Annotated in this window: 11 protein-coding genes; 8 read left to right on the top strand and 3 right to left on the bottom strand. The window is 64.7% G+C overall.

All coding sequences use genetic code 11. The features are described 5' to 3' along the window. The first annotated feature begins 340 nt into the window (after positions 1–340). Positions 341–955, top strand: a complete 615-nt coding sequence (locus tag AC1RKI_RS02430; RefSeq protein WP_492793986.1) for an acyloxyacyl hydrolase — start codon at positions 341–343, stop codon at positions 953–955. A 77-nt stretch (positions 956–1,032) separates the two neighbouring features. On the opposite strand, the gene AC1RKI_RS02425 is transcribed toward AC1RKI_RS02430, so the two are convergent. Next, a complete protein-coding gene (locus AC1RKI_RS02425) occupies positions 1,033–2,487 on the bottom strand; it encodes an aminotransferase-like domain-containing protein (RefSeq protein WP_492794326.1) in 1,455 nt (484 codons plus the stop codon). Positions 2,488–2,814: 327 nt separating this feature from the next. Between AC1RKI_RS02425 and aptA the strand changes: the two genes are divergently transcribed. From aptA to bcaP, 3 genes are all read left to right on the top strand, one after another. Next, entirely contained in the window at positions 2,815–4,146 is a 1,332-nt protein-coding gene (gene aptA / locus AC1RKI_RS02420) for an omega-aminotransferase AptA (RefSeq protein ID WP_251164477.1), read from the top strand. 30 nt (positions 4,147–4,176) lie between these two features. Next, complete coding sequence (locus AC1RKI_RS02415) at positions 4,177–5,694, top strand: CoA-acylating methylmalonate-semialdehyde dehydrogenase (RefSeq protein ID WP_492793988.1); 1,518 nt, start codon at positions 4,177–4,179, stop codon at positions 5,692–5,694. Between the two features lie 223 nt (positions 5,695–5,917). Further along, positions 5,918–7,327 carry a branched-chain amino acid transporter BcaP gene (gene bcaP, locus AC1RKI_RS02410; RefSeq protein WP_150980810.1) on the top strand — a complete coding sequence of 470 codons (1,410 nt, stop codon included), beginning with the start codon at positions 5,918–5,920 and terminating at the stop codon, positions 7,325–7,327. On the opposite strand, the gene AC1RKI_RS02405 is transcribed toward bcaP, so the two are convergent. Then, entirely contained in the window at positions 7,328–8,728 is a 1,401-nt protein-coding gene (locus AC1RKI_RS02405; RefSeq protein ID WP_492793990.1) for an aminotransferase-like domain-containing protein, read from the bottom strand. A 176-nt stretch (positions 8,729–8,904) separates the two neighbouring features. Between AC1RKI_RS02405 and AC1RKI_RS02400 the strand changes: the two genes are divergently transcribed. The 4 genes from AC1RKI_RS02400 to AC1RKI_RS02385 all read left to right on the top strand — a co-directional run bounded on the left by AC1RKI_RS02400 (position 8,905) and on the right by AC1RKI_RS02385 (position 14,254). After that, on the top strand, positions 8,905–9,243 hold the full coding sequence (locus AC1RKI_RS02400; protein ID WP_061959194.1) for a DUF2917 domain-containing protein: 339 nt from the start codon (positions 8,905–8,907) through the stop codon (positions 9,241–9,243). Positions 9,244–9,516: 273 nt separating this feature from the next. Further along, entirely contained in the window at positions 9,517–12,828 is a 3,312-nt protein-coding gene (icmF, locus tag AC1RKI_RS02395; protein ID WP_492793993.1) for a fused isobutyryl-CoA mutase/GTPase IcmF, read from the top strand. 89 nt (positions 12,829–12,917) lie between these two features. Further along, complete coding sequence (locus AC1RKI_RS02390) at positions 12,918–13,355, top strand: HIT family protein (RefSeq protein WP_492793994.1); 438 nt, start codon at positions 12,918–12,920, stop codon at positions 13,353–13,355. A gap of 44 nt (positions 13,356–13,399) precedes the next feature. Then, positions 13,400–14,254 carry a 3-hydroxybutyryl-CoA dehydrogenase gene (locus AC1RKI_RS02385; RefSeq protein WP_490713957.1) on the top strand — a complete coding sequence of 285 codons (855 nt, stop codon included), beginning with the start codon at positions 13,400–13,402 and terminating at the stop codon, positions 14,252–14,254. 96 nt (positions 14,255–14,350) lie between these two features. On the opposite strand, the gene AC1RKI_RS02380 is transcribed toward AC1RKI_RS02385, so the two are convergent. After that, the gene (locus AC1RKI_RS02380; RefSeq protein ID WP_061959179.1) at positions 14,351–15,031 is read right to left on the bottom strand and encodes a Crp/Fnr family transcriptional regulator; all 681 of its coding nucleotides are present in this window, start codon (positions 15,029–15,031) and stop codon (positions 14,351–14,353) included. Positions 15,032–15,099 lie beyond the last annotated feature (68 nt).

Here is a 15,099-nt window from a genome sequence, read left to right as displayed (position 1 = left end):
GGTTGTTGGCGCGCTGGCATGATGCGCCTTGGAGATTTTTCTGATTGATCGATCACTGTCAATGAAGTGCGCGACAGTCGACGCCCCGATACATACATTCATGCATGCATGTATAATGCGTCGCAAAAATTCGATTCAAAGCCTCCACTCTGCTGTTGATTTTCACAATGACTTACCGTTTTATTGCAGGCTGCCTCGCCGTCTGGCTCGGAATTTGTGTTGCCGCGAGCTGGTTGGTGGAGCGGCTCTGGGCCTGACTGCCCGGAGCGCCCTGGTGCTTCCGATCGGTCAGGCATTCGATTCCGTTTGCCGAGCCACTCTCTCTTCGATGCCCCCGAACATGAAGACAGAACAACAACAACGCCGCATGCACCTCGCTCAAAAATCCCGAAGCCGCCTTATCGTCCGCACCGTTGTCCTCGCCGCGCTTGCCGCCGGTGCCAGTTCCGCTGCCAGCGCCGAAGAACTGGTTGGCTGGAGCCACCCCGCAGTGCACGTCGCGATGGGCCGCGATCCGAGCCACGGCGTCAACAAGTATGAACTCGGCCTGAACTTCAACACGCCGATCCAGTACGGCAATCCGCAGGGATGGCTGTTCCGCCTGCAGGGCGAATTCAACGTCGCAGGCTGGGATGCGCGCAGCGGCACCAATCAACAGAATCTGTTCGAATTCGGCGTGTCGCCGATCTTCCGCGTGGAAAAGCGCGGCGGCTATTTCGTGCCGTTTGCCGAGGCCTCGGTGGGCCTGCGCGTGCTGAGCCATACCGGCACGTCGGACCAGCACCGCTCGGGCACCGCGTTCCAGTTCTCCGACATGGTCGGCATCGGCGTGGGCTTCGGCAAGAACGCCAACACCGAAGTGGGCTTCCGCTTCCAGCACATCTCCAACGCCGGCATCAAGGAACCGAACCCGGGCAGCAACTTCTACACCGGGTACGTGCGCTACCGCTTCTGAGCGGCATGGCATCGCGGCGCACCCGCTGTCGGCGGGTTTCGCGCCGATCTCGCGCCGATAGCGGTCCGAAGGGCGGCTCAGGCGGCGCGGGCGATTTCCGTCCCGCCGCGCACGGCATCGAAAAATGCCCACAATTGCGGCGCATCGCTGGTCGCCACGTTGAAGCGGATCCATGGCGAATCGGTTTCTCCCGGTTCGAAGTACGATCCCGGCGCGAGCCAGATGCCGTGTTCCAGCGCCAGCGTGGCGAGCCGGTTGCCGGTGAGCGCCGCCCCGCCCGCGGCTGGCGCGCCCGGTGCCAGCCGGGCCCAGGCAAACATGCCGCCTTCGGGCCGCAGCATGATTTCCAGCCCATGCGCTTCCATTTTTTCCGTCACATGATCCTGCTGCGCGCGTAGCCGTTCGGCCAGCGCGGCGACGTGGCGTCCGTAGTGGCCGCTGGTCAGCACCGAATACACGAGCCGCTCGGTCACTTCCGACGAGGTCAGTCCGACCGCCATCTTGGTGCGCGCAAATGCCTTGGCCAGATCGGGGCTGGCCGCCAGATAGCCGACGCGCAGCGACGGCGTGATCGTTTTCGAGAAGCCATTCACGTAGACCACCTGCGACAGGCCGTCCATGGCCGCCAGCATCGGCGATCCGGCCGGCGCCAGTTCGCGATAGATATCGTCTTCCACCACCATCAGGCGGTGCTGCTCGGCCAGTTGCAGCACCCGGAACGCATTCATGCTGGTCAGCGTGGCGCCGGTCGGATTCTGCAGCACCGTGTTGACGAATAGTGCGCGCGGCGCGTGCTGGCGGATCGCGTCGTCGAGCGCATCGGTGTCCAGGCCGGCGGCCGTGCGGGGCACGCCAATGGCGCGCAATCCCGCCAGCCGCAGGATCTGCAGCAGATTGCAATAGCACGGCGATTCCACCAATACCGTATCGCCGGGCTGCAGCAGCGTTCGCACCACCAGATCCAGCGCCTGGGTGGCGCCCTGGGTGAGCACCACCTGCTGCGCCTGCACCGGCATGCCGTACTGGCTCAGGTGCACGGCGATATGCTCGCGTAGCGCGCCGAAGCCGTATGGGTGGCCGTAGCCCGATACCTGCGCCGCAGGCACGCGCGCCGCGCTGCGCATCGCCTGATGCAGGCCTTCCTCGTTGAGCCAGTCGCCGGGCAGCCATCCGGCGCCGGCCTTGATCGGCACCGAATGGTCGGCAAACACATCGGACAATAGCCACGCCGCGTTGAGCCCCGGCGCTTCCCAGTGCGGAGCACGCGGATGGCCGGCCGGCGCGTGGCGATGCGCCACCGTATAACCCGAGCCCGGCCGCGCCGCCAGATAACCGAGCGCCGTCAAGCGGCCATAGGCTTCCGCTACGGTGAAGGTGCTGACGTTGTGCTGCTGGGCCAGCCGGCGCACCGACGGCAGCGATGCGCCGGCGCGCAGTGCGCGGCGATCGATCAGCGCGGCGATGCCGGTGACGATCTGCTCGGTCAGGGTTTCGCCGCCGCGGCGGCTGCGGATCAGGTTCAGGTTGAGCATGCGGCGCGTGGAACGAATCAAAACCTGTACAGTGTACTGGCATGCGGACGGCTCCGGCGCGGTCCCTTTCATTTGATGCGTTGCAGCGTGGATTGAGCGTAGATCCGCCGTGGATCGGACCTCTCAGCGCTGCAAGCGGCGCCGGGTGGCGGGTGGCGGGAAGTCGCGCCGCGGTGTGCAATCTATACAGTTTGCGGGCGTGAAACTGTACGGTCAGCTGTCGATCTCCAGACCGTATATTCTTTAGGCCAGACCCCGCCGGTAGAGTGGCCGACATCCGTGGCGCACCGCCGTGCCACGCTGCTTACACCGCTATCAGGAGAATGTATGGACGCCGCCAAAACCGTGATTCCCGATCTCGAAGCCCTGTGGATGCCGTTCACGGCCAATCGCCAGTACAAGGCCGCGCCGCGCCTGCTGGCCTCGGCCAGCGGCATGTACTACACGACCCACGACGGACGTCGCGTGCTCGATGGCTGCGCGGGCCTGTGGTGCGTGGCGGCCGGCCACGCGCGCAAGGAAATCGTCGAGGCGATCGCGCACCAGGCGGCCACGCTCGACTACGCACCGCCGTTCCAGATGGGCCACCCGCTGGAATTCGAAGCCGCCACCAAGGTGGCCTCGATCATGCCGCAGGGACTCGACCGTATTTTCTTCACGAATTCCGGCTCCGAATCGGTCGACACGGCGCTGAAGATCGCGCTGGCCTATCATCGCGCGCGCGGCGAAGGGCAACGCACGCGCATCATCGGCCGCGAACGCGGTTATCACGGTGTTGGCTTTGGCGGCATGGGCGTCGGCGGCATTGGGCCGAATCGCAAGATGTGGTCGGCCAACGTGATGCCGGGCACCGATCATCTGCCCGCCACGCTCAATATCGCCGAGGCCGCGTTCTCGAAAGGCCAGCCGCAGTGGGGCGCCCATCTGGCCGACGAACTCGAACGCCTGGTCGCGCTGCACGATGCCTCGAACATCGCTGCCGTCATCGTCGAGCCGCTGGCCGGATCGGCCGGCGTGCTGGTACCGCCGGTCGGTTATCTGGAAAAGCTGCGCGAGATCACCAGCAAGCACGGCATCCTGCTGATCTTCGACGAGGTCATCACCGCATTCGGCCGCCTTGGTGCGGCTACCGCGGCCGAGCGCCTGAAGGTGACGCCGGACCTGATCACGATGGCCAAGGCCATCAACAATGCCGCGGTGCCGATGGGCGCAGTGGCGGTGCGCCGCGAAGTGCACGACGCCGTGATCAACGCCACGGCCGCCGGTGCGATCGAACTGCCGCACGGCTACACCTATTCGGGCCATCCGCTGGCGATGGCGGCCTGTATCGCCACGCTGGACATCTACAAGCGCGACAAGCTGTTCGAACGCGCCGCCGAGATGTCGGCAAAATTCGAATCGGCCGTGCATGCGCTGCGCGGCGCGCCGTATGTGAAAGACATCCGCAACCTCGGCATGGTGGCCGGTGTGGAACTGGAATCGCGTCCGGGCGCACCGGGTGCGCGTGCCTATGAGGCGTTCCTGAAATGCCTGGAGCTTGGCGTGCTGGTGCGCTACACCGGCGATATCCTGGCATTCTCGCCACCACTGATCATTTCCGAGGCCGAGATCGATCAGTTGTTCGACACCGTGAAGCAGGCACTGCAGAGTGTGAAGTAAGACCTGCCCGCCATTGAGAGGAAGACCGCAGTGAATATCGCAGAAAACCGGCAGATCGCCGAAATCCATCACTACATCGGCGGCACCGTGCAGCGCGCGGGCATCGACCGCTTTGCCGATGTGTTCAACCCGGCCACGGGCGACGTCGCGGCGCGCGTGGCGATGGGCACCGCCGACGATGTGGCGGCCGCGGTGGCCGCCGCCAAGGCGGCATGGCCGGCCTGGGCGGAAACCCCGCCGCTGCGCCGCGCACGCATCCTGTTCAAGTTCAAGGAACTGCTGGACCGCCATCACGATGACCTGGCCGCGCTGATCACGCGCGAGCACGGCAAGGTGTTTTCCGATGCGAAGGGCGAAGTCACGCGCGGCATCGAGGTCGTGGAGTTTGCCTGCGGGATTCCCAACCTGCTCAAGACCGATTTCACCGACAACATCGGTGGTGGCATCGACAACTGGAACCTGCGCCAGCCGCTGGGCGTGGTGGCCGGCATTACGCCGTTCAACTTCCCGGTGATGGTGCCGATGTGGATGTTCCCGGTGGCGCTGGCGTGCGGCAACACGTTCGTTCTCAAGCCGTCCGAGCGCGATCCGTCGCCGAGCCTGCTGATCGCCGACCTGCTCAAGCAGGCCGGGCTGCCCGATGGCGTGTTCAATGTGGTGCAGGGCGACAAGACCGCTGTCGACGCGCTGCTGGCGCATCCCGATGTGCAGGCGCTGTCGTTTGTCGGATCCACGCCGATCGCCGAATACATCTACACGGAAGGCACGCGGCACGGCAAGCGCGTGCAGGCGCTGGGCGGCGCAAAGAACCACCTCGTGGTGATGCCCGACGCCGATCTGGATCAGGCCGTCGATGCGCTGGTGGGCGCCGCGTACGGCTCGGCCGGCGAGCGTTGCATGGCGATTTCCGTGGCGGTGGCGGTGGGCGATGTGGCCGACCGGCTGGTGCCGCGCCTGGCCGAGCGCGCCGCGACGCTGAAGATCCGCAACGGCATGGAGGCCGACGCCGAGATGGGCCCGCTGGTCACCGCCGCGCACAAGGCCAAGGTCGAAGGCTACATCGCCAAGGGCGTGGCCGAAGGAGCGCAACTGGTGACCGATGGCCGCGGCCACAAGGTCGACGGTCACGACAAGGGATTCTTCGTCGGCGGCACGCTGTTCGATCACGTCAAGCCGGACATGACGATCTACAAGGAAGAGATCTTCGGGCCGGTGCTGTCGGTGGTGCGCGTGCACGACTTTGCCGAAGCGGTGGATCTGATCAATCGTCACGAATTTGGTAACGGTGTGTCGTGCTACACCAGCGACGGCGGTATCGCCCGCGCGTTCGCGCGCCAGATCCAGGTGGGCATGGTCGGCATCAACGTGCCGATTCCGGTGCCGATGGCGTGGCATTCGTTCGGCGGATGGAAGCGCTCGCTGTTTGGCGATCATCACGCCTATGGCGAAGAGGGCGTGCGCTTCTACACGCGCTACAAGAGCGTGATGCAGCGCTGGCCGGACAGCATCGCCAAGGGCGCCGAGTTCACGATGCCGGTGGCGAAGTAATCGCGCACGCAGTCACGGACTGCATAGAAGACGCTCCCGTCGTGGAGCGTCTTTTTTTTGTCTGCCCTGTGCGGAAACGGTATCCACGTCAAGGCTTGTCGCGGACAAGTCGCGTAACATCGCGCGCTTTGTGTCGGCCCGGCTGCCATGACGCGCAGAACCCGTCGCCGACGGTATTTGTACAACCTATAGTCATTGGGATGACCCCGACCGGAGGCGCGCCATGAGTCTGTTTCGCACCAAGAACATCGAAGCCATGCTGGAAGTGAGCGAGCATGACGGATTGCGCAAGGTGCTGGGGCCCGTGGATCTGGTGCTGATGGGCATCGGCGCGATCATCGGCACCGGCATCTTCGTGCTGACCGGCACCGGCGCGCTGACCGCCGGTCCGGCGCTGACGGTGTCGTTCATCATCGCGGCGATGGCGTGCGGATTCGCGGCGTTGTGCTACGCGGAATTTGCCTCGGCAATTCCTGTCTCCGGATCGATCTACACCTACTGTTACGCCACGCTCGGCGAGATCATCGCGTGGATGATCGGCTGGGACCTGCTGCTCGAATACGGACTGGCCACCTCGGCGGTCTCGGTGGGATGGTCGGGCTATTTCCAGTCGCTGCTGGCGGGGTTTGGTGTGCAATTGCCGCGCGCGTTAAGCGCCGCGCCGGGATCGGTGCCCGACGTCCACACGCTGGTGAACCTGCCGGCCATCCTGATCATGCTGGCGATCACGTGGGTGGTGTCGTACGGCGTGCGCGAATCGACGCGCCTGAACAACGTGATGGTGGTGATCAAGATCGGCGTGGTGGTGCTGTTCATCGCGGTTGGCGTCTGGCACGTGCAGCCGGCCAACTGGCAACCGTTTGCGCCGTTCGGCTTTTCCGGCGTCTTCAATGCGGCGGCGCTGATGTTCTTCGCGTTCATCGGCTTCGACGCCGTCACATCGGCCGCGGAGGAAGTGCGCAATCCCGGGCGCGACCTGCCCATCGGCATCATCGGGTCGCTGGCGGTCTGCGCCGTGCTGTACGTGGCGGTCGCCGCCATCATGACCGGCATCGTGCCGTTCGCGAAGTTCGAGGGCGTCGACCATCCGGTGTCGCTGGCGCTGCAATACGCGGGCCAGAACTGGGTGGCCGGCTTTGTCGACCTGGGCGCGATCCTTGGCATGACCACCGTGATCCTGGTGATGACCTACGGCCAGACGCGCATCATCTTTGCGATGTCGCGCGACGGCCTGTTGCCGGAAGTCTTGTCGACGGTGCATCCGGTGCACGCCACGCCGTTCACGGCCACGTGGACCGTGGGCATCGTGTTCGCCACCATCGCCGGCTTCGTGCCGCTGAACGTGCTGGCGGAGCTGATCAATATCGGCACGCTGTCCGCCTTCGCACTGATCTCGGTGTCGATCCTGGTCCTGCGCCGCACGCATCCGCACCTGCCGCGCACCTTCCGTTGCCCCGGCGTGCCGGTGGTGCCGTTGCTGTCGGTGGCGTTCTGCCTGTTCCTGATGCTGCATCTGCAGGTGGTGACGTGGATCGCGTTCCTGTGCTGGCTGGTGCTGGGGCTGCTGATCTACTTCGGTTACTCGCGCCGCAACGCCGTGCTGCATAACCACGGCGGCGACGCGCAGGACTGATCAGCGGCTGCCCGAATCGGCGAAGAACGCGCGCGACCGTTCTTCGCCGGCGTAGGCGGAATTGATGCGCACCCAGGCGGACGTTTCGCCGCCGGGCCGGAAGAAATGTCCCGGCGCAAGCGAAATGCCGTAGGTTTCCGCCAGCGCCACCAGTTCGCGCGAATCTTCGATACCGCGCGGACGCGCCCACAGGAAATTGCCGCCCGCGGGCTCGCAAAACACTTCCCAGTCATACTGGTCGAGAATCTTCACCGCGTCGGCCGTCACTTCGCGCGTGCGCACGCGCAACCGTTCCACATACTTTCGATACGCACCGCGCTCAAGCATGGTGGCCGTGACCGCCTCGGCAAAATGCGATCCCGCCACGCTGGTCAGCACCTTCACGTCGATCAGGTCCTTGATCAGATTCTTTTCCGCCACGAGATACCCGACGCGCAGCGCCGCGGACACCGTTTTCGAGAACCCGCCGATATAGATCACGTGTTCGAGCTGGTCCAGCGTGGCCAGGCGATCGGTGAAGTTGAGCTGGAAGTCCGAGAAGATGTCGTCTTCGACAAACCGGAAGTTATGGCGGCGCGCCAGCTCCAGCAGGCGGAACGCCACCGGTGGCGCCAGCGTGGATCCAGTCGGATTCTGCAGGATGCTGTTGGTGAAGAACAGCTTCGGCTTGTGCTTGCGCAGCAACGCCTCGCACGCCTGCGGATCGGGGCCGTTCGGCGTGTGCGGCACGCCCACCAGCTGCACGCCGTGCATGCGCAACAGGCCAAACAGGTTGTAGTAGCCGGGATCCTCGACGAATACCGTGTCGCCCGGCTTGAGCAGATGGCGCACGATCAGGTCGAGCGCCTGGCTCGCGCCGCTGGTGATCAGCACCTGCGACAGTTCCGCCTGCACGCCAATCTGCCGCACGCGCGTGAGCACCTGCTTGCGCAATTCCGGATGCCCGAGCGGCGTGGCGTAGTGAATCACGCTGTCGATATCGTGCCGCGTGATGTGGCGGATCGCCTGCGTCAGTCCTTCCACATCGCGCCATTCCTCGGGCACGAATCCGCCGGCCAGCTTCAGCGTGCCGCTGGGATGGTGAAACTGGTCGATGATGTGCACCGACAGGTCTTCGGCCAGGCTTGGATCCGACCATCCGCGTCCGCTGCGTCCAGCCAGCGTGCTGTCGGCCACGTAAAAGCCCGACCCCTGGCGCGAATCGACCAGCCCCTGCGACACCAGGCGGTCGTACGCCTCGATCACCGGAAAACGGCTGATGCCGTGCTCGGCGGCCAGCGCGCGGATCGAAGGCAGGCGGGCGCCGGGCGCGGCTTCGCGCGAGCTGATCCAGGACTTCACGGCCAACACGATCTGCTCGGTCAGCGGAACGCCCGTGGACGGGTCGAGTATGAGTTTCATGCGGAGCGGGGGCGGCAACTGTCAGCAAAAACTACTGAACAGTTCATCGAAAACTGTTCGGAACTGTGCATGGGATTGTAGACCCCGCCATGAATAATGGAAGCACGGCGCAGCGCCCCTTTTCTTCGCCGGATTCCGCAACGGGATCCGCGCGGCTGCGCAGCAAGGAGACGCCCATGCGTGAACTCAGAACATTCGAACTTGATGAACCCGATCGCCCGGTCAGTTGGCGCGCGCGCCACGGGCAAACCGTAACGGCCTTGGAAGGCCGCCTCTGGCTGACCGTGGAGGGCCATCCCGCCGACATCTGGCTGCGCCCCGGCGATGTGGCGGCACTGGGCGAAGGCGAACGCGTCTGGCTGTCCGGCGACGCGCCGCGCGCGCGCTTTCTGCTGACCGAGACGCCGGCGCCGTGGTCGCTGCGCCGCGCCGTCTTCATCGCGCACCAGCTGCTGCGTCGCTGGAACGCCCGCAAGACCGACGCGTTTGGCGATTGCCCGCAGATCAGCACCTGATTGCCAACAGCGCGTGACCCAAAGGCCGCCTGGACGATCGTCCGGCGGCCTTTCGCATTTCCAGGCACTGTTTTGCGCGGGGTCTCTGTGCGACGATGCCAGCAAAGGGCACTTACCCGGCCAGCCATCCGGCCGACGTGCCGCCAGCGCGGCTTTCACGCGCACCGTGACTTACGTTAACGTAAACGTCATATAATCGTCCGGCCCTCGTCAGTGCGATCGTCAGAATCGCCGGCGCGCGGCAGCCAGCCACATAACAAAGCGGTGGAGACAATGACTGATCTTTCCGATGTGAGCAGGACGGCAACCGCCAAGCCCGGCGCCACGCCCGGCGGCGCGCCCGCCAACAAGGTGCGTTTCGTCACGGCGGCTTCGTTGTTCGACGGACACGATGCGTCGATCAACATCATGCGGCGCATTCTTCAGTCGCACGGCTGCGAAGTGATCCACCTCGGCCACAACCGCTCGGTACGCGAGGTGGTGACCGCCGCGCTGCAGGAAGACGTGCAGGGCATCGCCATCTCCAGCTACCAGGGTGGGCACGTCGAATATTTCAAATACATGATCGATCTGCTGCGCGAACACGGCGGCGATCACATCCAGGTGTTCGGCGGCGGCGGCGGCGTGATCGTGCCCGACGAGATTCGCGAGCTGCAGGCCTACGGCGTGGCGCGCATCTACAGTCCCGAAGACGGACAGCGCATGGGACTGGCCGGCATGATAGCCGACATGGTGCAGCGTTGCGATATCGACCTCACGCGATACGCGCCGACTACGCTCGACGGCGTGGCGGGCGGCGACCGGCGCGCGCTGGCGCAACTGATCACCGCGCTCGAAAACGGCCAGGCCGCCGCGTCGATGGTTAGCGAATTGCGCGCGCAGGCCGCAACCATCGCCACGCCGGTGCTCGGCATCACCGGCACGGGCGGCGCGGGCAAGTCGTCACTGACCGATGAATTGATTCGGCGCTTCCGTCTGGATCAGCAGGATGCGCTGTCGATCGCGGTGATCTCGATCGACCCGTCGCGCCGCAAGTCGGGCGGCGCGCTGCTGGGCGACCGCATCCGCATGAACGCGATCAATCACCCGAACATCTTCATGCGATCGCTCGCCACGCGCGAGGCCGGTTCCGAGATCTCGCAGGCACTGCCCGATGTGATTGCCGCGTGCAAGGCCGCGCGCTTCGATCTGGTGATCGTGGAAACCTCGGGCATTGGGCAGGGCGATGCGGCCATCGTGCCGCATGTCGATCTGTCGCTGTACGTGATGACGCCCGAATTTGGCGCCGCCAGCCAGCTCGAAAAAATCGACATGCTCGATTTTGCGGATTTCGTCGCGATCAACAAGTTCGACCGCAAGGGCGCACAGGATGCGTGGCGCGATGTCGCCAAGCAGGTGCAGCGCAATCGCGAGCAATGGCATAGCCGCGCCGAAGACATGCCGGTGTACGGCACGCAGGCGTCGCGCTTCAACGACGACGGCGTGACGATGCTCTACCAGGGACTGGTTCAGGCGCTGTCGCAACGCGGGCTGTCGCTCAGGACCGGCGTGCTGCCGGCGTTGAGCGGGCGCATCTCGACGGGGCAGAACGTGATCGTGCCGCCCGCGCGCAGCCGCTATCTGGCCGAGCTGGCCGACGTGGTGCGGGGCTATCACCGTCGCGTGGCGGAACAGAGCCGGCTTGCGCGCGAACGCCAGCAACTGCGCGCGGCGCGCGCCATGTTGTCCGCGGCGCACGGCAACGCCGACGCCAACGTAGCGGGCAACGCCGAGGGCCGCGCGCTGGAGGCGCTGGCGGCGGAGCGCGACGCGTCGCTGGGCGCCGTCGAGCGCAAGCTGCTGGCGATGTGGCCACAGATGCAGGCGGCGTACGGCGGCGACGAATACGTGGTGAAGATCCGCGACAAGGAAATCCGCACCGGCTTGATCACGACCACGCTTTCCGGCACCAAGGTGCGCAAGGTGGTGCTGCCGCGCTTCGAGGATGAAGGCGAGATCCTGAAATGGCTGATGCGCGAGAACGTGCCCGGCAGTTTTCCGTACACGGCCGGCGTGTTCGCATTCAAGCGCGAAGGCGAGGATCCGACGCGCATGTTTGCCGGCGAGGGCGATGCGTTCCGTACCAATCGCCGCTTCAAGCTGGTGTCCGAAGGCATGGACGCCAAGCGGCTCTCCACCGCGTTCGATTCCGTCACGCTGTATGGCGAGGATCCGCACGAGCGTCCCGACATCTACGGCAAGGTGGGCAACTCGGGCGTGTCGATCGCCACGCTCGACGACATGAAGGCGCTTTACGATGGCTTCGACCTGACCAGCCCGAGCACGTCGGTGTCGATGACGATCAACGGCCCGGCGCCGTCGATTCTGGCGATGTTCCTGAATACGGCCATCGACCAGAACCTTGACCGGTTCCGCAGCGAGAATGGCCGTGAGCCCACCGCCGACGAGGAAGCCAAGATCCGCGCATGGGTGCTGCAGAACGTGCGCGGCACCGTGCAGGCCGACATTCTCAAGGAAGACCAGGGGCAGAACACCTGCATCTTCTCGACCGAGTTTTCGCTCAAGGTGATGGGCGACATTCAGGAATATTTCGTCCATCACCAGGTGCGCAATTTCTATTCGGTGTCGATCTCGGGCTATCACATCGCCGAGGCCGGCGCGAATCCGATCTCGCAGCTCGCGTTCACGCTGGCCAACGGCTTCACGTACGTCGAGGCGTATCTGGCGCGCGGCATGCACATCGACGATTTCGCGCCGAACCTGTCGTTCTTTTTCTCGAACGGCATGGACCCCGAATACAGCGTGCTCGGCCGCGTGGCGCGTCGCATCTGGGCCGTGACGCTGCGCGACAAGTACGGCGCCAACGATCGCAGCCAGAAGCTCAAGTACCACATCCAGACTTCCGGCCGATCGCTGCATGCGCAGGAAATCGACTTCAACGATATCCGCACCACGCTGCAGGCGCTGATTGCCATCTACGACAACTGCAATTCGCTGCACACCAATGCCTACGACGAGGCCATCACCACGCCCACGGCGGAATCGGTGCGACGCGCGCTGGCGATCCAGCTGATCATCAATCGCGAATGGGGCGTGGCCAAGTGCGAGAACCCCAACCAGGGCAGCTTCCTGATCGAGGAATTGACCGATCTGGTGGAAGAGGCGGTGCTGCAGGAGTTCGAGCGGATTGCCGAGCGCGGCGGCGTGCTGGGTGCGATGGAAACCGGCTATCAGCGCGGCAAGATTCAGGAGGAGTCGCTCTACTACGAACAGCTCAAGCACGACGGCACGTTACCGATCATCGGCGTGAACACGTTCCGCAATCCGCATGGCGATCCGACGCCGCAGACACTGGAACTGGCGCGTTCCAGCGACGACGAAAAGCAGAGTCAGCTGACCCGCCTGGCGGAATTTCAGCGCAGCCATGCGGCGGAAGCGCCAGCCATGCTCGATCGCCTGCGCCAGGCGGTAATCGACAACGGCAATGTGTTTGCGGTGCTGATGGATGCGGTACGCGTGTGCTCGCTAGGGCAGATCACGCACGCGCTGTTCGAGGTGGGCGGGCAATATCGGCGCAATATGTGACACCGCGGCGGAAAAACGAGTGGGATGGTTCCCCCGGCGGAGCGCCGGCGCTACACTCGTTGCTCCGCCGATATCTCTCCAAGACAGTCATGCAAGCCGAGTACGACAGCAACAACATCTTCGCCCGCATCCTGCGTGGCGAACTCCCGTGCTTCAAGATCTACGAGGACGCCGACACCATCGCGTTCATGGACATCATGCCGCAGTCCGACGGCCATGCGCTGGTGGTGCCGAAGGAAGCGGCGGTCGATCTGTTCGGCCTGTCGGAGGCCGCCGCGGCGGCCGCGATCCGCGCCACGCAGATCGTCGCGCGCGGCGTGCGCGAGGCATTCGGCCCCGACGGCATCGTGATCAGCCAGTTCAACGGCGCAGCGGCCGGCCAGACCGTGCCGCACGTCCATTTCCATATCGTGCCGCGCTATGCCGACCAGTCCCTGCGCGGACACGCGCGCCAGCAGCAGGACATGGCGCTGCTCAAGCAGCACGCCGAACGCGTGATCGCCGCACTGGCGGCGCAGCGCGGCTGAGCGCGGCAATCCTCCGAAACTCCAACAACGCAAGGTAGCGAGACATGGCAATCAAGACAGTGGGCATCGTGGGTGCCGGTACGATGGGCAACGGCATTGCGCAGGCATGCGCGGTGGCGGGCCTCGACGTGGTGATGGTCGACATCAGCGACGCGGCAGTGCAGAAGGGCATCGCCACCGTGGCATCGAGCCTCGATCGCCTGATCAAGAAGGAAAAGGCCACCGAGGCCGACAAGGCCGCCGCGCTGTCGCGCATCCACGGCAGCACCTCGTATGACGATTTCAAGCGCGCCGATATCGTTATCGAGGCCGCCACCGAGAACTACGATCTCAAGGTCAAGATCCTTCGGCAGATCGACAGCATCGTCGGGCCGGATGTGATCATCGCATCGAACACCTCGTCGATCTCGATCACCAAGCTGGCCGCCGTTACCGCGCGCGCCGACCGCTTTATCGGCATGCACTTCTTCAACCCGGTGCCGATGATGGCGCTGGTGGAACTGATCCGCGGCCTGCAGACCAGCGACGCGACGCACGCCGATGTGGAAGCGTTGTCGAAGGCGCTGGGCAAGTATCCGATCACGGTCAAGAACAGCCCGGGCTTCGTGGTTAACCGCATCCTGTGCCCGATGATCAACGAGGCGTTCTGCGTGCTGGGCGAAGGCCTGGCGTCGCCCGAGGAAATCGACGAAGGCATGAAGCTTGGCTGCAATCATCCGATCGGTCCGCTGGCGCTGGCCGACATGATTGGCCTGGACACAATGCTGGCCGTAATGGAAGTGCTCTACACCGAATTTGCCGATCCGAAGTATCGCCCCGCGATGCTGATGCGCGAGATGGTGGCGGCGGGCTATCTGGGCCGCAAGACCGGACGCGGCGTGTACGTGTATAGCAAGTAACGGTTGCAGGGATCGATGCGCGACGGCGGTGCGTCTAATGCGCCGCCGTCGCGTTTTTTTGCGCCCATGTCTCACGCGCCCGTGCGCGGCGCCGGCCTATTCGCCGTACTGGCGCAGTCCTTCCAGATCGAGCACTTCGATCACGCCGTAGTCGACCCGCACCAGCCCCTGCTGTTCCAGCACCTTCAGCGCCTGGTTGGCGCGCTGTCTGGAAATGCCCGCCAGCAGTCCGATCTCTTCCTGCGAGATCTCCAGCGTCTTGCCGATGCCCGGGTACAGATGCTCGTTGAACAGTGACGACACGGCGCGCGCCACGCGCGAATCGATGTCGAGCAGCCGTTCGTATTCCACCGCCGCAATGAATTGTCCCAGCCGCTCGTTGAACTGCATCAGCAGAAAGCGCGTGAACGGCAGACTGGTATCCAGCAGCCACTGAAAAGTCTCGCGCGGCACGAAGGCGATGCGCGAACGGCGCAGCGCCATCACGTCGTACTTGCGGATTTCCTTCTTGAGCACCGCGCCTTCGCCAAACCAGCCGCCCTGCGGCACGCCGGTGAACGTCACCGACTTGCCCGACGGCGATACGGTGGTGATCTTGACGATGCCCTCGACCACGCCCAGCCAGTGTTCGGCCAGTTCGCCCTTGTGGCAGACGTAGTCGCCCTGGGCGTACTCGCGTACCGTGGTCACGCGTTTGACACGCTCGCGTTGCTCGGCGCTCAGATCGACTGCCCAGGCGCAGCGGTCGATGAAATCATGCGGGGAATCGGTACGCATCGCACTCCGTAGGGATTAACCCGGAATTGTCGTCGGCGCGACAACCCCGGCGGATGGCATCGGCTATC

Source organism: Cupriavidus sp. GW822-FHT06G04 (assembly GCF_058799075.1).
This window is presented reverse-complemented; position numbering and strand designations above follow the sequence as displayed.